The sequence below is a fragment of the Mammaliicoccus sp. F-M27 genome, assembly GCF_022387115.1.
Lineage (GTDB): Bacteria > Bacillota > Bacilli > Staphylococcales > Staphylococcaceae > Mammaliicoccus > Mammaliicoccus vitulinus.
This window is the reverse complement of record NZ_JAJNIE010000011.1, coordinates 1-25,881: the sequence shown is the minus strand read 5'-3', so window position 1 is coordinate 25,881 and position 25,881 is coordinate 1. Positions and strand designations below refer to the sequence as shown.

At 32.0% G+C, this 25,881-nt stretch carries 29 protein-coding genes, 2 tRNA genes and 1 riboswitch; of the genes, 27 read left to right on the top strand and 4 right to left on the bottom strand.

Going from position 1 to position 25,881, the window contains the following annotated elements:
• Nucleotides 1–19: 19 nt before the first annotated feature.
• A complete protein-coding gene (locus LQ598_RS10730) occupies nt 20–457 on the bottom strand; it encodes a YwpF-like family protein (RefSeq protein WP_016910964.1) in 438 nt (145 codons plus the stop codon).
• Between the two features lie 181 nt (nt 458–638).
• On the opposite strand from LQ598_RS10730, the gene LQ598_RS10725 reads away from it, so the two are divergent.
• The 6 genes from LQ598_RS10725 to yidC all read left to right on the top strand — a co-directional run bounded on the left by LQ598_RS10725 (nt 639) and on the right by yidC (nt 5,961).
• Nucleotides 639–1,205, top strand: coding sequence for a single-stranded DNA-binding protein (locus LQ598_RS10725; RefSeq protein WP_107559198.1), 567 nt, complete (start codon nt 639–641; stop codon nt 1,203–1,205).
• Between the two features lie 360 nt (nt 1,206–1,565).
• Nucleotides 1,566–2,438: an aggregation-promoting factor C-terminal-like domain-containing protein gene (locus tag LQ598_RS10720; protein ID WP_192977951.1), complete on the top strand. Its 873-nt coding sequence runs from the start codon at nt 1,566–1,568 to the stop codon at nt 2,436–2,438.
• 125 nt (nt 2,439–2,563) lie between these two features.
• A riboswitch (TPP riboswitch) is annotated at nt 2,564–2,662 on the top strand.
• A 115-nt stretch (nt 2,663–2,777) separates the two neighbouring features.
• Nucleotides 2,778–3,590 carry a bifunctional hydroxymethylpyrimidine kinase/phosphomethylpyrimidine kinase gene (gene thiD, locus LQ598_RS10715; protein WP_107559196.1) on the top strand — a complete coding sequence of 271 codons (813 nt, stop codon included), beginning with the start codon at nt 2,778–2,780 and terminating at the stop codon, nt 3,588–3,590.
• Entirely contained in the window at nt 3,583–4,374 is a 792-nt protein-coding gene (thiM, locus tag LQ598_RS10710) for a hydroxyethylthiazole kinase (RefSeq protein ID WP_107559195.1), read from the top strand. Before thiD ends, thiM begins: the two co-directional genes overlap by 8 nt.
• Nucleotides 4,375–5,016: a thiamine phosphate synthase gene (thiE, locus tag LQ598_RS10705; RefSeq protein WP_239745500.1), complete on the top strand. Its 642-nt coding sequence runs from the start codon at nt 4,375–4,377 to the stop codon at nt 5,014–5,016. It abuts the gene before it with no gap.
• Between the two features lie 81 nt (nt 5,017–5,097).
• Nucleotides 5,098–5,961, top strand: coding sequence for a membrane protein insertase YidC (yidC, locus tag LQ598_RS10700; protein WP_016910958.1), 864 nt, complete (start codon nt 5,098–5,100; stop codon nt 5,959–5,961).
• Nucleotides 5,962–5,988: 27 nt separating this feature from the next.
• On the opposite strand, the gene LQ598_RS10695 is transcribed toward yidC, so the two are convergent.
• Complete coding sequence (locus tag LQ598_RS10695) at nt 5,989–6,654, bottom strand: HD domain-containing protein (RefSeq protein ID WP_016910957.1); 666 nt, start codon at nt 6,652–6,654, stop codon at nt 5,989–5,991.
• Nucleotides 6,655–6,720: 66 nt separating this feature from the next.
• The gene (cls, locus tag LQ598_RS10690; protein WP_016910956.1) at nt 6,721–8,202 is read right to left on the bottom strand and encodes a cardiolipin synthase; all 1,482 of its coding nucleotides are present in this window, start codon (nt 8,200–8,202) and stop codon (nt 6,721–6,723) included.
• Nucleotides 8,203–8,351: 149 nt separating this feature from the next.
• Between cls and LQ598_RS10685 the strand changes: the two genes are divergently transcribed.
• A complete protein-coding gene (locus tag LQ598_RS10685; protein WP_016910955.1) occupies nt 8,352–8,555 on the top strand; it encodes a copper ion binding protein in 204 nt (67 codons plus the stop codon).
• Between the two features lie 138 nt (nt 8,556–8,693).
• Nucleotides 8,694–8,828, top strand: a complete 135-nt coding sequence (locus LQ598_RS10680; RefSeq protein WP_016910954.1) for an Lmo0850 family protein — start codon at nt 8,694–8,696, stop codon at nt 8,826–8,828.
• A gap of 53 nt (nt 8,829–8,881) precedes the next feature.
• Here the strand turns inward: LQ598_RS10680 and LQ598_RS10675 are convergent, their stop codons facing one another.
• The gene (locus LQ598_RS10675) at nt 8,882–10,090 is read right to left on the bottom strand and encodes an FtsW/RodA/SpoVE family cell cycle protein (protein ID WP_107559193.1); all 1,209 of its coding nucleotides are present in this window, start codon (nt 10,088–10,090) and stop codon (nt 8,882–8,884) included.
• A gap of 180 nt (nt 10,091–10,270) precedes the next feature.
• Here LQ598_RS10675 and LQ598_RS10670 point away from each other — a divergent pair, with 180 nt between their 5' ends.
• From LQ598_RS10670 to LQ598_RS10580, 19 genes are all read left to right on the top strand, one after another.
• Entirely contained in the window at nt 10,271–11,344 is a 1,074-nt protein-coding gene (locus LQ598_RS10670; RefSeq protein ID WP_016910952.1) for a D-alanine--D-alanine ligase, read from the top strand.
• 8 nt (nt 11,345–11,352) lie between these two features.
• Nucleotides 11,353–12,705 carry a UDP-N-acetylmuramoyl-tripeptide--D-alanyl-D-alanine ligase gene (locus tag LQ598_RS10665; RefSeq protein ID WP_239745504.1) on the top strand — a complete coding sequence of 451 codons (1,353 nt, stop codon included), beginning with the start codon at nt 11,353–11,355 and terminating at the stop codon, nt 12,703–12,705.
• Nucleotides 12,702–13,382, top strand: coding sequence for an alpha/beta hydrolase (locus LQ598_RS10660; RefSeq protein ID WP_239745499.1), 681 nt, complete (start codon nt 12,702–12,704; stop codon nt 13,380–13,382). Before LQ598_RS10665 ends, LQ598_RS10660 begins: the two co-directional genes overlap by 4 nt.
• A gap of 172 nt (nt 13,383–13,554) precedes the next feature.
• A complete protein-coding gene (cshA, locus tag LQ598_RS10655; protein ID WP_107559190.1) occupies nt 13,555–15,087 on the top strand; it encodes a degradosome RNA helicase CshA in 1,533 nt (510 codons plus the stop codon).
• 85 nt (nt 15,088–15,172) lie between these two features.
• The gene (locus LQ598_RS10650) at nt 15,173–15,652 is read left to right on the top strand and encodes a PH domain-containing protein (RefSeq protein ID WP_016910948.1); all 480 of its coding nucleotides are present in this window, start codon (nt 15,173–15,175) and stop codon (nt 15,650–15,652) included.
• On the top strand, nt 15,642–17,153 hold the full coding sequence (locus LQ598_RS10645; protein ID WP_239745498.1) for a PH domain-containing protein: 1,512 nt from the start codon (nt 15,642–15,644) through the stop codon (nt 17,151–17,153). Before LQ598_RS10650 ends, LQ598_RS10645 begins: the two co-directional genes overlap by 11 nt.
• Complete coding sequence (locus LQ598_RS10640) at nt 17,143–17,625, top strand: PH domain-containing protein (protein WP_016910946.1); 483 nt, start codon at nt 17,143–17,145, stop codon at nt 17,623–17,625. Before LQ598_RS10645 ends, LQ598_RS10640 begins: the two co-directional genes overlap by 11 nt.
• Nucleotides 17,626–17,636: 11 nt before the next feature.
• Nucleotides 17,637–18,005: a holo-ACP synthase gene (gene acpS, locus LQ598_RS10635; protein ID WP_016910945.1), complete on the top strand. Its 369-nt coding sequence runs from the start codon at nt 17,637–17,639 to the stop codon at nt 18,003–18,005.
• Nucleotides 18,006–18,052: 47 nt separating this feature from the next.
• A complete protein-coding gene (gene alr / locus LQ598_RS10630; protein ID WP_016910944.1) occupies nt 18,053–19,201 on the top strand; it encodes an alanine racemase in 1,149 nt (382 codons plus the stop codon).
• A gap of 84 nt (nt 19,202–19,285) precedes the next feature.
• On the top strand, nt 19,286–19,453 hold the full coding sequence (gene mazE / locus LQ598_RS10625; RefSeq protein WP_016910943.1) for a type II toxin-antitoxin system antitoxin MazE: 168 nt from the start codon (nt 19,286–19,288) through the stop codon (nt 19,451–19,453).
• The gene (locus LQ598_RS10620; RefSeq protein WP_016910942.1) at nt 19,454–19,825 is read left to right on the top strand and encodes a type II toxin-antitoxin system PemK/MazF family toxin; all 372 of its coding nucleotides are present in this window, start codon (nt 19,454–19,456) and stop codon (nt 19,823–19,825) included.
• Between the two features lie 102 nt (nt 19,826–19,927).
• Nucleotides 19,928–20,932, top strand: a complete 1,005-nt coding sequence (locus tag LQ598_RS10615; RefSeq protein WP_239745497.1) for a SpoIIE family protein phosphatase — start codon at nt 19,928–19,930, stop codon at nt 20,930–20,932.
• A 73-nt stretch (nt 20,933–21,005) separates the two neighbouring features.
• On the top strand, nt 21,006–21,329 hold the full coding sequence (locus LQ598_RS10610) for an anti-sigma factor antagonist (RefSeq protein WP_016910940.1): 324 nt from the start codon (nt 21,006–21,008) through the stop codon (nt 21,327–21,329).
• Between the two features lie 4 nt (nt 21,330–21,333).
• Nucleotides 21,334–21,810, top strand: a complete 477-nt coding sequence (gene rsbW, locus LQ598_RS10605; RefSeq protein WP_016910939.1) for an anti-sigma B factor RsbW — start codon at nt 21,334–21,336, stop codon at nt 21,808–21,810.
• The gene (sigB, locus tag LQ598_RS10600; RefSeq protein WP_016910938.1) at nt 21,785–22,555 is read left to right on the top strand and encodes an RNA polymerase sigma factor SigB; all 771 of its coding nucleotides are present in this window, start codon (nt 21,785–21,787) and stop codon (nt 22,553–22,555) included. Before rsbW ends, sigB begins: the two co-directional genes overlap by 26 nt.
• 131 nt (nt 22,556–22,686) lie before the next feature.
• Nucleotides 22,687–24,840, top strand: coding sequence for a Tex family protein (locus tag LQ598_RS10595; protein WP_016910937.1), 2,154 nt, complete (start codon nt 22,687–22,689; stop codon nt 24,838–24,840).
• Nucleotides 24,830–25,276, top strand: coding sequence for a SprT family protein (locus LQ598_RS10590; RefSeq protein WP_016910936.1), 447 nt, complete (start codon nt 24,830–24,832; stop codon nt 25,274–25,276). Before LQ598_RS10595 ends, LQ598_RS10590 begins: the two co-directional genes overlap by 11 nt.
• 266 nt (nt 25,277–25,542) lie before the next feature.
• Nucleotides 25,543–25,628, top strand: a tRNA-Leu gene (locus LQ598_RS10585).
• Nucleotides 25,629–25,653: 25 nt separating this feature from the next.
• A tRNA-Gly gene (locus LQ598_RS10580) sits at nt 25,654–25,727 on the top strand.
• Nucleotides 25,728–25,881 lie beyond the last annotated feature (154 nt).

The window sequence follows — 25,881 nt, the reverse complement described above, 5'->3', positions numbered from 1 at the left end:
TTATCTGTTCTTTCTTTTTTTATATGTTGCTTTTCTCGTCTTTCAATTTTGGTTTAGATTGCATCAATCTATTAAAAGATGTTTTAAGTTCATCACCGGTAAGTCCTTCATCAATAAGTTGTTCCAATAATCTTTCAGCATATACTTGTCTTAAAGTATAAATGTGGCATTCAAATACAACAGAAATCGTATCTTCAAGTTGTTCAATATATTTGATTGTTGCATCGAATAAAGCTGGGTCATTGGAAGGTCTGGTAATAACTACACGTGTATCGAGCAAAGTTTGACTATCGTGATATTCTTTCATTTGTTCATAATGAATATCAGATATTAAGATTTCTAAAAGCCAACCTGTTCCACTGTTTTCTTTATTAATGATAATGCCATCTAACAATTCGAATTCTGTAATTTGTTCGTCATTTACAATTTGAAAACGCACTGCTTTAAATGTCTTCATAAACATCCCCCTTATAGTTAAATATACGAATGTTTAACTTTGATTCTTATTATAAAGCACTTTTAATCGAATTAACAATAATCTCTAAATAAAGTAAAAAATTATTACCTCAATTATAATATTATGGACTTTGACGAAAAATATGCATCTTATTATATTAGTACTATAAGGAGGTGAGGTTATGTTAAATAAATCTGTATTAGTAGGACGTTTGACTAAAGATCCTGCATATTTCAAAAAAGGTGATATTATGATTTCAACTTTCTGTTTAGCTGTTGAACGTGGATATAAAACGAAAGATGGTAATATTGCTGTAGATTTTATAGTGTGTAAAGCTTTCGGCAAGCTTGCTTATAACATTCATGAGTATACGAAGAAAGGGCAACTTGTTGCATTAACGGGGCAAATACAGTCTCGTGCATATATTAAAGATGACAAGAAACAATATATAACAGAAATCATTTGCGAGACGATTAAATTTTTAAATATGCCTGCATCGAGTAAATCGATTATCCCTCAGTCTAAAGAAGAAATAAGTGAAAGTGCTGAAAGTTATTCTAACGATCTATCTTCTAATTTTAATAAAGAAAAGTTAAGAGCGAAAAATACTGCTAAAGATAATAACGAAAATAATATTAATGATGAAATATACAACCAATATAGTAATGTTGTAAAAGTCATGAAAGAAATTGAAGATAGTTCAAATAATGAAAATCCATCTTCCAATCCTAAAGTTCCAACCTCATAGTAATATACCTTCAATTTTAAACTTCAATCTAAGTTATATAATTCTTGATTCTAAATTCCGAAACTTGCTGTCTTGCTGTAGGACAGCAAGGATACATAAAAGATTACAATTGTATAATAAATTACACCTATATGACAAATTGTCTGATAATTAATTTTGCCCAATCTTTATAAAAGCTTTCATAACAGTTTTTATAAGCATTCCAACATATATAAAGCCTGAAAATTGTTGTAATCTAACTGTAATATTCAATGATGTTTTTTCATATATCTGTAACCTATGACAATAAAAAAAATGGTATAGTTTAGAAAGTAAAAATCATATAAAAAGTGAAAACCTTACAGGAGGAAACATTCAATCATGAAAAAATTATTAGCAGTTTCAACAGCGGCAGTTGCAGTTACTACAGGGGTAACAGCTACAGCTGATGCAGCAACTCATACAGTTAAATCTGGTGATACTTTATTTAGTATTTCACAACAATATGGTACTTCAGTAAGTGCTATTAAATCAGAAAATGGTATAAAATCTAACTTGATTTTACCAAACCAAGTCATCAAAGTTAACGAAGCTAAAGCAGCTTCAGCATCAACTACAGAATATACTGTAGTTTCAGGAGATACTTTAGGTAAAATTGCATCTAAATATGATGTAACAGTATCTCAATTAAAAGCATGGAACAACTTATCTTCAGACTTAATCATCGTTGGACAAAAATTATCATTACAAGCGCCTGCTCAATCAGCTGAGCCAGCTCAAGCGCCAGTAGCTCAACAAGCGCCAGTTCAACAAGCTCAAGAACAAGTTGCAGCACCAGCTCAACAACAAAGCTATCAAGCACCTAAACAATCATATAAAGCACCAGCGCAACAATCATATAAAGCGCCTGCTCAACAACAAAGCTACCAAGCACCAGCTCAACAATCTTACCAGCCAGCTCAAAAAGTTAGAACGACTCAAACTTCAACAGCTAGCACTGGTGGATCAACAAAAGCTCAATTCTTAGCTGCAGGTGGTACTGAAGCTATGTGGAATACAATCGTTTTACCTGAATCAAGTGGTAATCCAAATGCTGTAAGTCCTAATGGCTACAGAGGTCTTGGTCAAACTAAAGAAGGTTGGGGAACTGGTTCAGTAGAACAACAAACTAAAGGTATGTTAAACTATGCAAAAGATCGTTATGGTTCAGTAGATGCTGCATTAGCATTCCGTTCTCAAAATAACTGGTGGTAAACCATACACTTTAATTTAAAGTGACTTAATATGTATTAATCCAATCGTCTAGGAAATATCCTAGGCGATTTTTTAATTTGACCGTGTAGCTTCAATTTGATAATCTTAAATTAACTAAATAGATAAATGACTACTAGGGGCGCCTGTTGGCTGAGATGATATTAATCAGTCCCTTAACACCTGATTTGGATAATGCCAACGTAGGAAAGTAGTCAATTAACGTATGTTATACACTTAATTGACTTCTTTTTTACAAAAGAGGTCATTTTTTTATGAAGTAAACAATAACTATGTAGAGACATGATAAATTATTGAAAAATAAATTTGAGGTGGAATAACATGAAAAAACCAAACATAGCATTAACAATAGCTGGTACTGATCCAACGGGTGGAGCAGGTATAATGGCTGATTTAAAATCATTTCAAGCTTCTGGTGTTTATGGTATGGCCATAGCAACGAGTATAGTTTCCCAAAATACATTAGGGGTTCAAGATGTTTACCATTTACCTGTTGAAGTTATAGAAAGTCAGTTAAAGAGTGTGTTCGATGATGAAGCGCCACACGCTATTAAAACAGGTATGATAGCATCAGAAGATATGATGAACGTCATCAAACCGTTTATAGAACAATCGGGTAAGCCATATGTTATTGATCCAGTAATGGTTGCTAAAAGTGGTGATTCATTGATGGATGATAAAGGTAAGCGTAAATTGCAGGAAATATTATTACCTAAAGCTACTGTCGTTACACCAAATATTCCTGAAGCGGAAGACATTACTGGTTTTAAAATTCAAACTGAAGAGGAAATCAAAAAAGCTGGTGACTTTTTCTTAAATGAAATTGGATCTAAAGGAGTCGTCATAAAAGGTGGACATCTAGAAGGTGATGCAATTGATTATTTATTCACAAATAATGGCATGAGAACTTGGACAAGTGAAAGATTTAGTACAAAACATACGCATGGCACAGGATGTACTTTCAGTGCTGTAATAACTGCGGAGTTAGCGAAAGGTCATGCCATAGAAGAAGCGGTGGAAGTAGCAAAGAGATTTATTACTTTAGCAATTAAACACACACCTGAAATCGGTAAAGGCAGAGGACCAGTAAATCACTTTGCATATCAAAAAATCGAGGGATTAGATTATGAGTAAACTAAAACAAATAAGAGAAAACAGTCCATTAATCGTTTGTTATACAAATGATGTAGTTAAGAATTTTACTGCGAATGGATTAATATCGTTAGGTGTTAGTCCTGCTATGAGTGAAGAACCTGATGAAGCAAAAGAATTTTCAAAAGCAGCTGGTGCCTTTTTAATTAATATCGGCACGATTACAACAGATAAAGCATATGATATGAAAGAGTATGCTGCAATTATGCATGAACATGGTGTGCCAGTTATTCTAGATCCAGTAGCAGTAGGCGCATCACTGTTAAGAAAGACTTTCTGTACAACTTTATTAAATGATGAAGTTGTAGATGTCATTCGAGGTAATGCATCTGAAATATTGGCACTTATCGAAGAAGATACGACGATGAAAGGGACTGACAGTGATGGTTCTTTAGACGCTGTTAAAATCGCCAAAAAAGCACATCAACAATTAAATTTACCGATTATTTTAACTGGAAAAGTAGATGTTATTGCTTGTAATAATAAAATTATAGAATTGCATAATGGTAGTGAAATGTTGACTAAAGTGACTGGTGGAGGTTGTTTATTAGGTGCTGTTGTAGCTGCATTTTTATCAAACGAAAAATCTATAAAAATAGAACTTTTAGAAGAAGCTTTATCAACTTATAATATTGCAAGTGAGTTAGCAAGCCAACAGCCTGGCGCTCATTTACCTGGAACATTCCAAATTGCTTTTATAGACCAATTAAATATAATAACAGATGAACAAGTAGCAGAGAAAAAGAATGTGAAAGAAGTGAAATAAATGTTCGATATAAATACTTTGAAAGTATATTTTATAGCAGGAAGTCAAGATTTGCCTAACGGCGATTTATATAAGGTCGTTGAGCAAGCATTAATAGGTGGCATTACGATGTTTCAGTTTCGTGAAAAAGGAAAAAATAGTAAAAAAGGATTAGAAAAAGAAGTGCTCGCTAAAGAATTATTTGAACTATGTAAAAAGTATGAAGTACCTTTTATAGTAAATGATGATGTAGATTTATCTGTAAAATTAAATGCTGATGGGATACATGTTGGTCAAGATGATCGCAATGTGTCTGAATTTAAAAAAAAATTTAAAGGTAAAATTATCGGTCTAAGTGTCGCTAATAGAGAAGAATATCAGCAATCAGATATTACAGAAGTAGATTACATCGGTACAGGCCCAATACATTCTACAAACTCTAAAGCTGATGCTGGAGAAGAAGGTGGGTATGATTTAATCAAAAATCTTAGGAAAATTGATAATGAAATACCAATTGTCGCTATAGGCGGCATCACAGAAGTAGATGTAGCACCTTTAGTTGATGCTGGTGCAAATGGTGTCAGTGTAATTTCAGCAATTGCAAGAAGTGGAAATATTGAACAAACTGTGAAGGGCTTTCATAATCAATATAAAAATCTTTAATAAAATTAATATATTGATTTATGTTGTCATCATTCTATGATAGAATAACCTTTATGTGAGTATATCAATAGAGGTGGAAAAATGAAGAAAAAAGCTTTGTGGCCATTATTATTTGGTGTAATGGTTGTGCTAGCTGGTTGTGATTATTCTAAACCTGAGAATAGGGATGGGTTCTTTTATAATACATTCGTAAAACCAATGGATAGTGTCATTCATTGGCTTGGTGCTCATTTGAATAATGACTATGGTCTAGCTATTATAGTATTAACATTAATTGTTCGTTTTGCGTTATTCCCATTTATGATGAAGACGTATAAAAATCAAAAATTAATGCGTGAAAAAATGAAACTTGCTAAACCAGAAATGGAAGCAATTCAAGAGAAAGTTAAACGTTCTCGTACGCAAGAAGAAAAAATGGAAGCCAATCAAGAAATGATGGCTTTATACAAGAAACACGGTATTAATCCGATGAATATGGGTTGTTTACCGATTGTCATTCAAATGCCAATCGTTATGGGTCTGTTCTATGTATTAAAATACCCTACAGAAGGTGGGATTACAGAATATCCTAATTTCTTATGGTTTAATTTAACTTTACCAGACCTTTACGTTACAATCATTGCAGGTATTATTTATGCGTTGCAAGCATTTGTATCAATGAAATATGCAAATGTTCCTGATGAACAAAAGAACATGATGAGAATGATGATGTTCATATCTCCAATTATGATCATTTATATGTCATACATCTCAGCTTCAGCTTTAGGTTTATATTGGGCTGTCGGTGGTGCATTCTTAGTTGTTCAAACTTGGTTAGGTAATGTGTTCTACAATAAAAAAGTAGAAGAAGAAATGAAACCAATTATCGAAGCACACGAAAAAAATCAAAAAGAAGCAAACAAAGATAAGAAACCAGCTAAGCTTGTTTCAAACAAAAAGAAATAAAAAGTAAAACAAACTAATCGATATCGATTAGTTTGTTTTTTTAGTTATGTCCCATTCTTTATAAAATTGTTCTAGAAAGTTTTCCATATATGCATGTCGTTCTTGTGCAATTTGTTTCCCTCTTTCAGTATTCATCATGTCTTTTAATAATAATAATTTTTCATAGAAATGATTAATTGCTGTATTCGGTTCATCATGATATTGATGTTGTTCTAAAGTAGTTAAATCTCTAGGCTTATAAGTTGATATATGCATAGGTTCTTTAAAGTGGCCTGCATATTGAAAGGTTCTTGCTATACCAATCGCACCAAGTGCATCAATTCTATCTGCATCTTGTACAATTTTACCGGCTAAACTTGTTAATTTCCCATTGTTTTTACCACCATTAAAACTCATGAATTTCAGAATATGAATAATTTCTTCTTGAATGTCTGAACTTATTTGCACCTCATTCATCCATCGGTTTAATTGTTCCCATGCTGTAGTGGTATCTTTGAATAATTTTTTATCTACAGCATCATGTAAAAGACTCGCTAATTCAACAACAAATACATCTACCTCTTCGAATTGCGCAATGTCTAACGCGTGATGCCTTACCCTCAATATATGATTAAAGTCATGTCCAGTTGTATCGTGTTGATGTAGCTGCTCAATGTATTTTTCTGCTTTTTTAATAATTTCTTCGTTATTCATCTTTTTCTCCTTAAAAAAGCAGATAGTAAAGTGATATATATATAATCGCTTCTATCTGCTTAAACTTTATAATATTGGTGATAATAATCTAGCGATGCCTTCTTTTAATTTAATCCATGTACTTCTGTTTTCGTATTTTTCAACAGTAAGTAAAGATGAATGCGTCATATCGTGTTCATATGCAAGTCGTGAATTTTTTGCGATTTCATGATCATAAATGAATGCATTCACTTCAAAGTTTAGTACAAAGCTTCTATTATCCATATTCGCAGTACCAATGCTCACTACTTCATCGTCTATGGCCACCATTTTGGTGTGTATAAAGCCATTTTCATAAATATGAACATTTACGCCAGCTTTAATTAATTCGCCTACGTTTGCGTATGTAGCCCAATATACGAAAGGATGATCAGGTTTATTAGGAATCATCACATTTACTTCTACACCGGATAGGGAAGCTATTTTAATGGCATCTAAAAATGACAAGTCAGGTATGAAATATGGCGTTTGAATATATATACGTTTTTTTGCTTCGGAGATCAATTTTAAATAACCGTATTTAATCTGTTCCCATTCTTCATCAGGCCCACTTGAAGCAATCTGAATACCAACTTTTCCCCCAGATTCCACATCTGGAAAGTATCTAGATTCGTAGCGCATTTTATCACGAGTCGATTGAGAGTTCCAATCCATCATAAATCTTAATTGCAATGCGTTAACAGAATCTCCTTCTAGTCTTAAATGCGTATCTCTCCAGTATCCAAACTTTTTATCTAGACCTAAGTACTCGTCGCCCACATTAAATCCACCAACGTAGCCAATTTTTCCGTCTATCACAACAATTTTTCTATGGTTTCGGTTGTTCATTCTAAAGTTGATCAAAGGTAATTTTGATGGGAAGAAACTCGCTACTTCGCCACCTTGTTCTCTGAATTTCTTGAATGATGCTAAATTCAATTTACGAGAACCCATATCATCATATAACATTTTAACTTCTATACCTTGTTGTAATTTCTTTTCAAGTTCATTTAAGATTTTCTTGCCTAAGTTATCTTTTTTGAAAATATAATATTGAATATGGACATATTCCTTAGCGTTTCGAATATCTTCAATCAGAGCATCAAATTTATCATGACCGTCAGTAAACATTTCAACTTTGTTATCTGTTGTTAAGAATGCTGAATTATTATATAAAAGCATATGAATAAGATGTTTGTAATTAGATATTTCAGGTTTATCAATTTCAAAATTATTTTCATCTATTGCTTTAATTTGCTCATTAATAATATGTTCAAGACCAATTTTATCATTTTCATCTAAGTTAAAAATACTTTTTCTTTGAATCTGTCTTCCAAATAGTAGGTAAAGTATGAAGCCTAATATAGGAATAAATAATAGTACTAATAACCATGCCCAAATTGCACCAGCTTCTCTCGGTTCTAAAAAGATAATAATGAATCCAAATACGACGTTTAAAACAAAAGCCGTAATAAGTAGCACTGATACTATGAGTGAAAAATCAAATGAAAAATATGATAAGTAGTTCATATCAATGCCTCCGTTTCTTTATCTTTAAACTAGTATAATACATTTAAAATAAAATTGAAAAGGTTGTATTTGACCGTTATAACACATATGCATATAATTAAATGAAAAGGTATGAACTTAAATCAAATAAATATATAGGAGTGTTTAACATGAAAGAACAAATTATAAACGTTGAAGGCATGTCATGTGCTCATTGTAAACAAGCAGTAGAAGAATCAGTTGGACAATTAATCGGTGTGACTGAAGTAGTAGCAAGTCCAGATGATAACCAAGTTAGAGTAGTGTATCAGGATCCTGCTAGCATAGATAATATTGAAAATGCAATTTTTGATGCAGGTTATGAAGTCGTATAATCATTTTTATAATTATTATAAAAAATTAACAAATTAAACAAAAAAAATAACAATATAGTCCGAATGAACTATAGTCAAATATATTATTTTAGAGTAGAATGTAGTTAAGGTAATTAAATTGAATAAGAGGTGGTACCCATGAAACAACCTAAATCAAAGGTAAAGAATGCGGTCAAACTTTTATCATCATTAGGTGTTAACATAACTGAAACTAAGTCACGAATAGAAATTATGCGTAGCTTACCTAACGTAGCTACAAATAAACTAAAATAATATAATGATGAATTAAAAAACGCATCCTCAGTTGAGGGTGCGTTTTTTATGTTTTATTCTTTTTCGTTTTCTGTAATTTCTTTAGCTATCGTGAATTTATCTTTTTCGTGATAAGTGATAGATAGTAAGATTCCGACTCCAGCCATTAGAGACCATAACGCTGACCCACCATAACTTATAAATGGTAGAGGTATACCTGTTATTGGGAGTAGCTGTATTGTCATGCCGATATTTTGAACGACATGGAATAGCACAAATGACAAATATCCTATGATAAAAATCACATTAAATGGATGGCTTGTAGTAGTAGCCAATTTTATTAAGTGAATAAATAATGCTAGGAATACGATGAGAACAACCATAGTTCCTATAAATCCTAATTCTTCACCAATAACAGAAAATATAAAATCGGTATGGTTTTCAGGAATGTAAACTTCACCATTATTAAGCCCCTTACCAAATATTTGTCCGGATCCAATTGCTTTTAAAGATTCAGTTAAATGATAGCCATCACCAGAGCTATATGCATATGGATCTAACCATGAATTGATACGTCCTAGTTGGTATGTTTTAATACCAGATATCTTTTCAATCACAATAGGTTTGAAAATCATGAGCAATATAATACTTGAACCGATTGCAAATAAACCAATGAAAACAGGGGCAAGTATTCTCCACGTAACACCTGAAACAATCACGATACCAAGTATAATCGCAATGAGTACGAGTGTTGTACCTAAATCATTTTGAAGGAGAATTAATGCCATAGGAACTAATGACGTTAAACCAATTTTCATAAGTAAGTTCAAGTCTCTTGATAAAGATTTATTATATGTAAACCGATTATGTTGATATACGACATTAGCAAGCGCCATTATTAAAATAATCTTCATAAATTCTGATGGTTGTAGACTTATAGGTCCAAGTCTATACCAACTTTTTGCACCATTTATGATAGGTGTGAAACTAGATTCTGGTAATATTAATAACCCAACTAAAGATAAGTTACCAATTATGTAAATAAGCCATACATATTTCCTTAAAGTCTTAGGTGAAATAAACATTAAGACAATTGCTAAAAGAAATCCAAGTACATAGTATAAGATTTGTTTAAGTAGAAAGTTTGTTTCATATTGTCCGCCAGACATTGCAGAATTGATGATTAAACAACTTGTTCCGAATAATATAAGAATGATTGTAATTAATCGCCAATCAATTCTTTCTAGGAACGATTTATTTAATGTTCGAGTAGAAGTTTCCATTAAAAGACTCCTTTAATTAACGCTGAATTTCATAATTATCATTATAACTTGATTGTACATAAAGTGGTACAATTTTGCTATTCTCAGAATGCTTATTTTTAAAATAGTAATGTTGATAGGTGCATCGAAGGAGCAAAACGTGATAAAATGTAGGCTAATAATCTACATGGAGGCGTCTTTATGTCTAAAAAAAATATTTGTGTTATATATGGTGGGAAAAGTGCTGAGCACGATGTATCAATATTAACAGCTCAAAATGTTATAAATGCTGTTGATACATCAAAATACATTATTGATATCATATACATAACAAATGATGGTGATTGGATTAAAAGTAATCAATCAATAAATGAAAAGATCAATGATATAGAACAATTAAAATTAAAATGTGATGAATTAACGCCAATTTCTAAATTATTAGAAGTAAGTAATGATGGAGAAGCTTATAGTGCTGTATTCCCATTATTACATGGTCCTAATGGCGAAGATGGTACGATTCAAGGTCTATTTGAAGTATTAGATATTCCATATGTCGGTAACGGTGTTCTAGCAGCTTCAAGTTCAATGGATAAATTAGTAATGAAACATTTATTTGCACATAGAGGATTACCTCAATTACCGTATGTAAGCTTCTTAAAAAGTGAATATGAAAAATACGAACATAATATAGTTGAATTAATTCAAAACAAACTTGAATATCCTGTTTTCGTAAAACCAGCTAACTTAGGTTCAAGTGTTGGTATAAGTAAATGTACAAATAAAGAAGAACTTATCTCTGGTATTGATGAAGCATTTCAATTTGATCGTAAACTCGTAATTGAACAAGGTGTTGATGCAAGAGAAATTGAAGTTGCAGTATTGGGTAATGATTATCCAGAAACAACTTTACCTGGTGAAGTTGTTAAAGACGTACAGTTTTATGACTATAAATCGAAATACAAAGATGGAAAAGTACAACTTCAAATTCCAGCTGATATCGATGAAGAGACAGCTACTACTTTAAGAAATATGGCTGTAGAAGCGTTTAAAGCAACGGATTGTTCAGGGTTAGTGAGAGCAGATTTCTTCTTAACAGAAGACAATACGATTTATATTAATGAAACAAATGCAATGCCAGGTTTCACACAATATAGTATGTATCCATTATTATGGGAGAATATGAATTTAAGCTATACTGAATTAATAACGAAGTTAATTGAACTTGCTATTGAGAGATACGATAACAAGAAAAATATTAAATACAAAATTGACTGAGGGTAATCATAATGAATATTAAATTACGTAAAATAAAAGAATGGATTAATTGTGAAATTCAGGAAGAATATCTAGATCATGTAGTACAAGGAACTTGTATTGACTCTAGAAAAATTGAACAATCAAATTTGTTTATTCCTTTTAAAGGCGAGAATGTTGATGGACACCGATTCGTAAATCAAACGTTAGAAAATGGTGCAGGTGCTTCGTTTTGGCAAAAAGATATACCTAATCCACCTAAAGGGCCGATTATATTTGTAGATGATACACTTGAAGCATTGCAAGAATTAGCCAAGTCTTATTTGAAATACGTTAATCCTAAAGTGGTGGCCATTACTGGTTCAAATGGTAAAACGACGACTAAAGATATGGTTGAATGTGTACTTCGCGAATCTTTCAAAGTGAAAAAAACGCAAGGTAATTACAATAATGAAATCGGTTGTCCACTTACGATATTGGATTTAGATGAAGATACTGAGGTATCCATCTTAGAAATGGGTATGAGCGGTTTTGGAGAAATTAGAGAATTAACACTTTTAGCTGAACCTGATATCGCAATTATTACTAATATTGGCGAGTCGCACATGCAAGATCTCGGTTCAAGAGAAGGTATTGCGAAAGCTAAATTTGAAATAACAGAAGGACTTAATGATGATGGTTTATTTATTTATGATGGGGATGAACCGTTGCTCAAATCCCTAGAATCTTCAATAAATAACGCTAAAGTTTCTGTTGGCATAAACGATGATAATGATGTGATGATCAAAACGAATCAATCGTCTAGTAACGGCATTAATTTTCAGTTGAATAATAGCAATATTATTTATCATTTGAATATTTTAGGTGAGCATAATGTTAAAAATGCTACATATGCGATACAAGTTGCAAAACAATTCGGCGTGACAGAAGACGTTATTCAAAGTACGTTAGATAATTTAGTATTAACTGATATGAGAATGCAACGTATTGAAACAAATCAATATGGGTTACTCATTAATGATGCATATAATGCTAGTCCAACAAGTATGAAAGCAGCAATTGATACGCTTCACATCATGGAGCAAGATGACAAGACATTGGTATTAGCAGATGTTTTAGAATTAGGTGACATGAGTAAAGACATGCACCAACAAGTTGGATATTACTTAGAAGATAAGCATATTCAAACATTGATTACATTTGGTGATGAAGCGGCTCATATATCAAATATTGCTAGCGCATATATTAAAAACGTATATCATTTTGAATCTAAAGATGAAATAGCAGACTATTTAAAAACGAATTTGAATGATGATTCTGTAACTTTATTTAAAGGATCAAGGGGAATGTCACTCGAAACGATTATTAATTCATTAATATGAAAATAGGCATTTTATTTTTGCATGGGTACACTGGTGGAAGATATGAATTACTTCCTTTGATCGAATATTTAAGTAGTCGCTATGATTTTGTTCTTGAAGCGCCAGAATATCCTGGACATGGTATCAATTTATTAATAAAAGATACAAATGAACATATGTGGCATGAAAGAGCGCAACAGTCATATGAAATACTTAGAGAAAAATCGGATGTCGTTATTGTTATTGGTTTTTCAATGGGAGGGGTTATTGCTGGTCTACTAGCTAAAATTGAGCAGCCAGATAAATTAATTTTAATCGCTCCAGCCTATGAAAATATTAATATTCAACATTTTGTTAAATCGCCATATCGTTTTATCAATAATATGCGACACGCCGATTTAAAAATATTAGAATTTATGTTGTTAAGAACAGTTAAAATAAATTACAAATCTTTTTTAGCATTTAAAAACTTACAACAAAGTGCATTATATGTACCTGAACAAATTGATGCTAAAACATTAATAATACACGGTACGATTGATGGCCTTGTTCCAATTGATAAATCTCGAGAACTTGTAAAAAGAATGAAGAATGCTCGTTTAGTCGAAATTGATAGAGGACCACATGAAATTTGCCTGTCAAAAGTAAATAATAAGGTTTTTTATGAAGTTGAAAAATTTATATTTAAAAATAAATAATGATGTAAAACTGTACTAAATCCCTTTTTAGTGCAGTTTTTTCATGTTTCAATCTATGAAAACAAAATGTAAACGACAGTTTAATCCGATTGCGCTATTGGTAAAAGGGTGGTAGTATATAGAAGTTGAATAAAAACAAGAGAAGAATTAACTATATAAAAGGAGAATTATTTTGCAAAAATTTAAAGAATTAGGTATTTCCGAAGCTACCTTAAACGCTTTGGACGGAATGGGCTTTACTGAACCGACACCAATACAAATCGAAAGTATTCCTCACACAGTAAAAGGAACGGACGTGCTAGGACAAGCACAAACTGGAACAGGAAAAACTGGTGCATTTGGTATCCCATTAATAGATAAAGTAGCAAATAAACAAGGTGTTCAAGCATTAATCCTTGCACCAACACGTGAATTAGCTAACCAAGTAGCAGAGCAATTACGTAGTTTTAGTAAAGGACAAAGTGTAACTGTTGTAACTGTATTTGGTGGTATGCCAATAGACAGACAAATTAAATCACTTAAAAAAGGTCCACAAATTGTGGTAGGTACACCTGGCCGTGTTATTGACCATTTAAATAGAAAGACGTTAAAAACGGAATCTATTACAACGTTAATATTAGATGAAGCAGATGAAATGATGAACATGGGCTTTATAGATGATATGAGATTTATAATGTCTAAACTTCCTTCTGAAAATCGTCAAACATTACTATTCTCAGCGACTATGCCTAAAGCTATCCAAGATTTAGTGCAAAAATTCATGAAGAAACCACAAATCGTTAAAACAATGTCTAACGAATTATCAAATCCTCAAATCGATGAGTATTATACAATCGTTAAAGAATTAGAAAAATTTGAGACATTCACTAATTTACTAGACGTACAAAACCCAGAATTAGCGATTGTGTTTGGTCGTACGAAACGTCGTGTTGATGAATTATCAAGTGCTTTAATTACTAAAGGTTATCGCGCTGAAGGATTACACGGAGATATTACACAAGCTAAACGTTTAGAAGTATTGAAGAAATTCAAAAATGATCAAATCGACATTTTAGTTGCTACTGATGTAGCTGCACGTGGTTTGGATATTTCAGACGTAAGTCACGTTTATAACTTTGATATACCACAAGATACTGAAAGCTATACTCACCGTATTGGCCGTACAGGTAGAGCTGGTAAAAAAGGTGCTGCGGTAACATTTGTTAACCCAGTTGAAATGGATTATATCCGTCAAATCGAAAAAGCTTTCAAACGTGAAATGACGTCATTACGTCCACCAACACCTGGTGAAGTAATGAAAGCTAAAGAATCAGATGTTAAAGCTAAAGTTAAAGGTTGGGTAGAAAGCTCAATCGAAGGTCGCGTTGAAAAAATAGCTGAAGAGTTAATCAGCGAATATGGTGACCAAAAATTAGTTGCTGCTTTATTACAAGAGTTAATCACTTCAAGTAACGATGCAGATGTTCAATTAACATTTGAAAAACCATTATCTAAAAAATCTGGTCAAAGAGGTAAGCAAGGTAACCGCGGTGGAGGAAACTCTCGTGGTAAATCTAGAACTAGATTCGAAGGTAAAAACAGCAACCGTCGTAGTAACGACAAAAATAGTAATTTTGACCGCAATAAAGGTAAAAATACTAATTCAAGTAAACCACGTTCAAAAAAACAATTCTCAGGTAGAACATTCGCTGAGCATTCAAAATAAAATCATGAAAGTGTGTGTAATCTCTAAGGTTACACGCACTTTTTTTGTGATATAATACACTTAAATTGTTTAATAAGGAGATTATATGTATAAACAAGTACTCGATAATAAAATGTCAAAACAGTCTATAAAATACGAGTATATTCATCATATTTTGAATGTCATAGTTATCCTAATATTGTTTAGTGTATTTGTATTTTTATGGTACAAATTTGAATGGTGGACGTATCTTATTTATTTAATTTTACCAATAGCCATCGTTATTATTTTGGCAGGATTTATTAATCCTATTATTAGATTAAGAAGAACCTCATTTGAAATAGGCGAACAATATATAGAAGTTCAGAAAGGTTTATATTATCAAAAAAGGTTGGTACAACCGTATAATAGAGTCCAGTTTGTAAAAGTGAAGCATGGACCGATTTCGAGAATGTTAAATATATACTTTGTTGTTGTTGTAACGGCTGGTAGTTCTCAAATATTACCCATGGTTGACCGAAATATTGCTGAACAAACGAGATTAAATATCATGTCAAAAGTTAAAGAGGTGACAGATGATGTTTAATCCACAGAAATTACATCCAATTTCATACGTAAGTGGTTTTTTAAGAAGTTTAAAAGAAAATGTATTTCCATTAATTTTCGCAGTATTTATCGTTATGACACGTGGTCTCGACAATATAGGGGACCTTATATTTCCAATAGCTATTTTATCTATTTCTTTAATTAGTAGTGTGTTTAAAGCAATCAAAATTTATAAAACGCGTTATTGGATTGAAAATGATCAATTGATTATGACTTGGGGTGTCTTTTCTAAAAATAGAAAAGAGCTAAACATTGAAAGAATTCAATCTGTGGATACTTCACAAAATATTGCACACCAATTATTAGGTGGTGTTAATTTAAGTGTAAAAACCCCTAGTGACGGGATAGAATTAGATACAATTACAAAAAAACAAAGTGATGAATTATCTAAATATATTAAAGAAAGAAAGCATAAACTCAAAAACAAAGAAGCAGTTGAAGTTGAACCTTCAGAAAATGAAAGTGAGCAAAATGAAAGTAATCTAGCTGAGTATAAACCGAAAGAAGATGTCGTTTTCTTTCAGCTATCGGTCAAAGACTTATTAAAAATGAGTTTTACAAGCGGTGGTATTTTCATTGTCTTTGCTGCATTAGGTTCATTATTCGGATTTCTAAGCCAAGTTATAGATGTTGAAGATTATATTAGTCCATTACTTAATCAAATCGTAAATTTAACATTTGTTATTATTTCATTTGTCATTTTATTTATTTTTATCAGCTACATTATAGGATCGCTTATCGTGTTCATTAGAAACTATAAATATCAATTAACGTTTGATGGTGAATTACTTACTGTTAAATATGGTTTATTAACTGTGCAAAAAAGAACTGTTCCGATCAGAAGAATTCAAGCTTTAAAAGAAGAAGAATCACTATTTAGACGTGCAATTGGTTATACGAAAATTTCTGCAATTATTACGACAGATGGGCATTTTGATAGTAATGAAGAAACAGATATAGGGAATGTTACAATACTTCCATTTATGAAAAAGAAAGAAGCTTATAAATTACTAGAAGAAATCATTCCACAATTTCAATATAATTCTGTTGATAAAGGACTACCAATTCAAGGAATACGCAGAAGAATATTTATACCAACGTTAATATTATTGATAGCAGTCGTACCTATACAAATATATTTATGGTCATATACATGGATAATTGGACTCGTGATTTTTTTAATTATGCTACTTTTTGCATCTGTTATTACTTTGAAGTCAGGTTTCAAAGTTTATGATGATTCAATTGTATTATTGAATGCATCACCATTTGAATATTCAACAATTTGGGCGAAAAGAGATAAGATATTAACGTTCGAATTACATGAAAATCCTATAATTAAAAGAAAAGATATAGCTCATTTCAATATTCATTTAGCTTATGGAAATAGCATGATTTCAAGAGGGATGAGATTTATTCATAAAAAAGACGCGTTAAATATTTACAATTGGTATAAAGGAGGTAGAGACGATGCTTCCTAGATATAGAATGGATAAAAAAGGAATGACCGTAGAAAGAATCGGTTCTTTAATTACAATTTCAATTTTTACATTGATATTTATTATATTGTTAGTAGTGTTTGAAATTTGGTTGAAGGATGTTTCTAAATGGTTTTTAAGTATTCCATTAGCACTCATTGTATTTACATGTATATATGGCATGATTATTCAACCTTATTACATGTATCGAAACTTTCGTTATGAAATTCATGATGATGAAATTAATATTAAATCCGGAATTTTTATGATTAGAGAAACAACGATACCAATGGGAAGAATTCAAAATGTCGACTTATATGAAGGTTTCATTATGAGAAAGTATCATTTAGCTAATATTACGTTATCTACAGCTGGTGGTAATGAAACGATACAGTATTTAAATAAAGATAAAGCGAATGATTTAAAACACGCAATACAAAATAGAATTGAAAATGACTTTAATCAACATAAATGAAGGTGTAAAATATGATTCATGGTATTGGAATTGATTTAGTTGAAATAGATCGTATCCGAGATTGGTATGTGAAAAGACCAACGATGGTTAACAAAATTTTAACAGATGATGAACTGAAAATTTTTAATAACATAAATTTAGAAGATAGAAAAGTTGAATTTGTAGCAGGACGTTTTGCAGTTAAGGAAGCCTTTAGTAAAGCGATGGGTTCGGGCATTGGAAAAAAATATGGATTTCATTCTATTAATTGTTTACCTGATGAAAATGGCAAACCTGAAATAGCGTGTGACGGTTTTCATGTGCATGCTTCTATTACACATACAAAACATTATGCAGAAGCTATTGTTATGATAGAAACAGAAGATATTAAGCAAGAATAATATCTATATGATAAAATACAAATATTATAAGAGGAGGTGCCTTGCTGTTGTCCGAAAAATATTATAGGCCAACTTATATCAATGTTGATTTAAAGGCAATATTAGAGAATTATCAAGCTGTAGGTAGGCTACATCCAAACAAGAAAATTATGGCCGTTGTTAAAGCGAATGGTTATGGGCTAGGTAGCGTGCAGATTGCATCTTATTTAATGAATGAAGGCGTTGACTTCTTTGCGGTTGCTACTTTAGATGAAGCAATTGAGTTAAGAATGCATGGCATAAAAGCTAAAATATTAGTGTTAGGCGTTATTAATACGAAAGATATTAATAAAGCAGTTCAACATAGAGTTGCACTGACCATCCCATCTGAAAAATGGTTAGATGAAGCAATCGAATCACTTGATGACGATACTGACAAACCGTTATGGATGCATGTAAAAATAGATACTGGTATGGGTAGAATTGGTTTGAGAGACATTAAAAGTTATCAAACTGTTGTTAATAAAATAGAACAACAAGATCGTTTAATATTTGAAGGTGTGTATACGCACTTTGCTTCAGCAGATGAGCCAAATGATTTTTCTGAAAATCAATATGACTTATTTGAAGAGTTTGTACAATCTTCAGAAACGCCTGAGTATATTCACTCACAAAATTCAGCTGGTGCACTTAGATACAATGCCTCAATTTGTACTGCGATAAGATTTGGAATATCTTTATATGGGTATTACCCTTCAAAATATATTCAAGAAATTTCGAATTTAAAATTAAAACCAGCAGCACAATTAGTAACTGAAATTGTTCAAACTAAGTATTTAGAACCAGGAGACACGGTAAGTTATGGTACTACTTATACAGCTGATGAGCGTATTAAAGTAGCTACACTCCCTATAGGGTACGCAGATGGATACTTAAGAAAAATGCAAAATACTTTAGTTAATGTAAATGGTATTAACTGTCCTGTTATTGGAAGAGTTTGCATGGATCAAACAATGATTAAAGTACCTGATGATATTGAAACAGGTGATAAAGTTATTTTAATGGATAATCACGTTGATTCTGAACAATCAGCTGAAAAGATTGCAAATGCTTTAGATACAATTAATTATGAAGTACTTTGTAACTTAAAAAAGAGGTTACCTCGTATTTATCACGATGGTGAAAATAAGGAAGTTACAAACGAATTGTTAAAATAGCATAGTCAAACAGAGTTACATTTGTTATGATATTAATAACTTAATGAACATAATTTACACTTAATTTATCTGGAGGTATTTGTTATGACATCTTTAACACAAAATCGTACTCAAAGTATAGAACAAACACTGAAAGAAGGATATCGTTCTATGGCTGATTTAAATCTCTCCCTTGCATCTGAAGCATACTATAGTGAATGTGAAGCTTGTGATTCTAATGAATCGCACTTAGCATCGCAACAAGGTGAATAGATGAGAAGAGGAGATGTATATCTCGCAGATCTTTCACCAGTCACTGGTTCTGAACAAGGGGGGACAAGACCAGTCGTAATTATCCAAAATGATACGGGTAACAGATATAGTCCGACTGTTATTGTAGCAGCAATTACTGGTAAGATAAATAAAGCTAAAATACCTACACACGTAGAAATTGAAGCAGCGAAATATAAACTAGATAGAGATTCAGTTATTTTGCTAGAACAAATTAGAACCATTGATAAGAAACGTTTAAAAGAAAAATTAACATATTTATCTGATGCAAAGATGAAAGAGGTTGATACAGCTATAGCAATCAGCCTCAACCTAACTTTGCAACAAAAATTTGATGCATTAGGTAATACATAAACAATTTAAAAATGTTTTAAAAGAATTAATATACCTTTAAAACATTCTCCGCTTTAGGATTAGCCTAAAGCTTTTTTAGTCTATTTGAAACGAGGTGACTTTGTGTCAGATCAAAAGAAGCAACAGTATCAACAATTATTAGTAGATTATGTGAATACTGGTAATGATGAATTTTTATCAGCTTGTCAAACGTATTCGACTGAAGCAATTGAAGATAATGTTTCGCCAGAAGAGATTGTGCAATTACATCAAGAAATCGTAGATAATGAACAAAGTCTTGATAAATCACAGATTATCAGTTCATTTGATGTTCTCTTAGAAGTAATGATAGGCTATGGATTTACATACCGTGACTATAAAAAGTTATTAAACAAAATTAAAATGCATGATAAAGAGATGGAAGTTGCCTCTAGTCTGCAACAAACTATGCTTAAACCACAAATACCTCAATTTGATAGTATTCAAATAGGGGCCATTTCTGTGCCGGCACAGAAAGTAAGTGGAGATTATTTTAATTTAATTGATCATAATGATGGTACGATGAGTTTTGCTGTAGCCGATGTAATCGGTAAAGGTATACCAGCAGCATTGGCTATGAGTATGATTAAATTTGGAATGGACTCTTATGGACATTCTCAACTTCCAAGTGATGGTTTAAAGCGTCTAAACCGAGTTGTTGAAAAGAACGTTAATCAAAATATGTTTGTGACAATGTTTTATGGCCTTTATGAAGAAATCAATAATATGCTTTACTATAGCTCTGCAGGTCATGAACCAGGTTATATTTTCAGAAGTCAAACTGGCGAGTTTAAAGAGATGTCAGAACGAGGGATTGTACTGGGTGTCCATAAACATACAAGATATAAACAAAGCGAAGTTAAAATAGAATTACAAGATATGATTATTGTGTTTACAGACGGTGTAACCGAGTTGAGAAATCAACAAGATGAATTTATTAAAACTAAAGATTTACTTAACATGATTAATGAGCATAAACAACTGCATCCACAAGATATCGTACAAATACTATATGAAGAACTTGTTAAATTACAAAATCCTAGCAAAAGAGATGATTTAACAATACTTATTGTAAAACGTGTTAAATAATTAAGATTAAGAAATATATAATCGGGTAAACATAAATGATGAAAGTCTAATATATTTAGGGGTGTAACAAGGAATGAATCTTAACATTGAAACTACTGAGCATGAAAAACACTATGAAATTAAAGTTGGCGGAGAACTAGATGTTTATACAGCGCCTGAACTACAAGAAGTATTACAACCAATTAGACAAAAAGGAACACATGATATACATGTTAACTTGGAGAATGTAAGTTATATGGATTCTACTGGCTTAGGTTTATTTGTTGGCACATTAAAATCGCTCAATGAACATGACAAATCACTATATGTACTTGGTGTGTCTGAAAGAATTGAGAGATTATTTGATATTACAGGCCTTAAAGAATTAATGCATGTCAACAAAGGAACGGAGGTATAAGAAGATGACATCTAACTATGATTATATAGAGATGAGATTTCCTGCTGCTCCGGAATACGTAGGACTAGTCAGATTGACTTTGTCGGGTGTATTCAATAGAGCTGGCGCTTCATACGAAGATATAGAAGATTCGAAAATCGCTGTATCAGAAGCAGTAACAAATGCTGTTAAACATGCATATACTGAAAATGTTGAAGGCGAAATTCTTATTGGCTATCTTGTGTTCGAAGATAAAATAGAAATCATTGTATCTGATTCAGGAAAAAGCTTTAACTATGAAGAAGCTAAAAAAGTACTTGGACCTTATCAAGAAAGTGATAATATTAATTTCTTAAGACAAGGTGGTTTAGGACTATTTCTTATTGAATCATTAATGGACGAAGTAAGCGTTCAAAAAGATGCTGGTGTTACTATGAGTATGACAAAGTATTTATCTAAAGAGCAGGTGCAAACACATGACGGAAGAGTCCAAAGCTTATAAAGAAGTTTCTCCAAAAGATATTAATGCATGGATTGCAGATTACCAAGAAAATGATAATAAACAAGCTCAAGAAAAGCTTGTCATACATTATCAAAAACTAGTAGAGTCTCTAGCATATAAATATTCTAAAGGGCAAGCTCACCATGAGGATTTAGTACAAGTAGGTATGGTCGGCTTGTTAGGAGCTATTAAAAGGTTTGATGTATCTTTCGAGCGAAAGTTTGAAGCTTTTTTAGTACCAACAGTAATCGGTGAAATAAAAAGGTATTTAAGAGATAAAACGTGGAGTGTACACGTACCGAGACGTATTAAAGAAATAGGTCCTAAAATCAAAAAAGCTAACGAAGAACTGACAAATGAGCTAGGAAGATCACCTAAAATTATTGAAATAGCGAATAGGCTAGAAGTTACAGAAGAAGATGTGTTAGAGGCTATGGAAATGGGTCAAAGCTATAATGCTTTAAGTGTGGACCATTCGATTGAAGCTGATAAAGATGGTTCGACTGTGACTTTACTAGATATAATGGGTGAATCTGAAGATGGTTATGACTTAACAGAAAAAAGAATGATATTAGAAAAAATTCTTCCTATCTTAACAGATAGAGAAAGAGAAATTATTCAATATACGTTTATAACTGGATTGAGTCAAAAAGAGACTGGAGAAAAAATCGGTCTCAGCCAAATGCATGTTTCAAGATTACAAAGAACGGCAATCAAAAAATTAAAAGAAGCAGCAATGAAATAATAAAAACAATCTAATCGATTTTATTCGATCAGGTTGTTTTTATTTTATATGTGAAAGATTCAGCTACAACCACATAAAGCGTACATTATTTTTATGTTAAAATAGAATATAACCATTTTTAGGAGGAAATTATGAATCAAGAATTAATAGACATTATAAAAAATAATCATCCTTTTACAGAAAAACAAATTAAAACTGTACTAGAATTGCTAGAAGATAAAAATACAGTGCCTTTTATAGCAAGATATAGAAAAGAGTTAACTGGCGGATTAGATGAGGTAGAAATCAAGCTCATTGAAAATGAATATACATACGCGGTTAACTTACATAAAAGAAAAGAAGAAGTTATTCGTTTAATAGATGAGCAAGGGTTACTAACTGAAGATTTAAAAAGCGATATACTCAAGCAAACAAAATTACAAAGAATTGAAGATTTGTATCGTCCATTTAAGAAAAAGAAAAAAACGAGAGCAACTGAAGCGAAACGTAAAGGACTTGAGCCGTTAGCGAAATGGATCATTGAAGGAAATTCTGAAGAACCATTAACAAATGAAGCATCTCACTATTTAACTGAAGAAATAGAAACGATTGAAGATGCTATAAAAGGTGCACAAGATATTATTGCTGAAATTGTTTCAGATGAACCGAAATATCGTAAATATATTTTAAATAATATTGAAAGACAAGGTAAATTGGTTACAGAAAAGAAAAAGAAAGCAGAAGATGAAAAAAACGTATTTGAAATGTACTATGATTATGAAGAACCACTTAAAAAAATAGTGCCTCATAGAGTGTTAGCTATTAACCGTGGTGAAGCAGAAGGTATTTTGAAAGTGAGTTTCGAAATTGATAATGATACAATGAAAAAATATTTAGTAACTCAATACATTAAAGAGAATCATAAACATGTTGGAATTATCACTGAAGCTATTGAAGATAGCTTGAAAAGATTAATCCTTCCTTCAATTGAAAGAGAAATTAGAAGTGAGCTTACACAAAAAGCTGAAGAGCATGCTATAGAGATTTTCTCAGAGAATTTAAAAAACCTTCTATTACAAGCCCCGTTGAAGGGCAAGAAAATATTAGGTCTCGATCCAGCATATAGAACAGGCTGTAAATTGGCGGTTATTAATGAATACGGGTCATTCGTAGATAAAAATGTTATTTATCCTCATCCTCCAGTTTCAAAAACTGATCAAGCCGAGAAGATATTTATAGACCTGATTAATAAACATAGTATTGAATTGGTAGCTATTGGTAACGGAACAGCAAGTAGAGAATCAGAACAGTTTGTAGCAGAAATGATTAAAAAACATCAACTAGCTTGTCAATTTGTAATTGTAAATGAAGCGGGTGCTTCTGTATATTCTGCTTCAGACATCGCGCGAGCTGAATTCCCAGATTTTAAAGTAGAAGAAAGAAGTGCAGTTTCAATAGGTAGACGTGTGCAAGATCCATTAAGCGAACTTGTGAAAATAGATCCTAAATCTATAGGCGTAGGTCAATATCAACATGATGTGAATCAAAAAGCATTAAGTGAGACATTGAAATTCGTTGTTGAAACGGCTGTAAACCAAGTAGGTGTAGATGTTAATACGGCATCTCCTTCGTTGTTAAGCTATGTTTCAGGATTGAGTAATACTGTTGCAAATAATATTATAAAATTTAGAGAAGAAAAAGGCGCCATTTCACATCATTCAGAAATTGCTAAAGTACCAAGGTTAGGTAACAAAACTTTTGAACAAAGTATAGGTTTCTTAAGAATATTAGATGGAACAGAACCTCTTGATAAAACTGCTATACATCCAGAAAGCTATAACGCTGCTTATCAATTGATAAAACATGTAGGGTTAAGTAAAGAAGATATCGGTACAGATGTGCTTAAAGATAAATTGAATAAACTAGATTTACAAGAGACAAGTACAACCCTCAATATAGGGGTTCCAACATTAGAGGATATTATTGTTTCTTTAATAGCACCTTTAAGAGATCCTAGAGATGAATTTGAAACACCAATTTTAAAATCTGATGTACTCTCTATGGAAGACTTGAAACCAAATATGGCTTTAAGCGGAACTGTGAGAAATGTTGTAGACTTTGGTGCTTTCGTAGATATTGGTGTTAAGCAAGATGGGTTAGTCCATATTTCAAAATTATCTAAAGGGTATGTTAAACATCCGATGAATATCGTGAGCGTCGGAGATATAGTAGATGTGTGGGTATTAGATGTTAATCATGAAAGGCAAAAAGTTTCATTAACAATGATAGATCCTAATGGAAAATAATGAACTTCAAGAACTTGTAACAAACATCTCTTTAGAATCATTTAAGAAACCATTTAAACATAACGCAACTTTTAACAAAAGACTGAAGACAACTGGTGGACGTTATATACTTAGTAGTCATAATATCGAAATCAATCCTCAGCAACTTGAATATTATGGTATCGAAGCTCTAAAAGACATTATTAAACATGAACTGTGCCATTACCATTTACATATAGAAGGTAAAGGTTACCAGCATAGAGATAAAGATTTTAGGGCGTTGAGTAAAGAAGTTGGTGCACCGAGATTTTGCAAACCTGTTAAAAGTTATAATGAAAGAGCGAACTATTTATACAAATGTTCAAGTTGCAATCTAGAATTCAAACGTATTAGAAAGGTGAATACGGTTAAATATAGATGCGGACGTTGTGGTGGAAAGTTAAAAAATATAACATAAATTATATTAAGGAAAGTACTACACTGATAATTTGGGGTGTAGTACTTTTTTTGTAAAAAAATGAGTGAAAGTTATTGACGAAATGTAAGATTCGTCGTATGATAGTAAACGTTGCTTAAACAAAACGCAACAAACTTTAAGAGTTAGTAAGCAATGTAAAATTACATTTAAAAGTTGAGCGATTGTGTTGACTTTGTAAATGCGATGTAATATAATTAATGACAGTCACTTGAACAACATATTGATTAAAGTACTGCAAACCATGCGCGGTCGTGGCGGAATGGCAGACGCGCTAGGTTGAGGGCCTAGTGGGAGAAATCCCGTGGAGGTTCAACTCCTCTCGGCCGCACCATTCATCAAATTAATAATAGAGCTAAGCGGGTGTAGTTTAGTGGTAAAACCTCAGCCTTCCAAGCTGATGTTGTCGGTTCGATTCCGATCACCCGCTCCATAAATTTTTTAACATGAACATTGAAAACTGAATGACAATATGTCAACGTTTAATTCTGATAAATGAGTACTGAAAGTACTTCAAAGAGTGATTGGCTTAACCAATCAAAGATGAGCTAATCAAGCTTACTTCTATTATGGAGAGTTTGATCCTG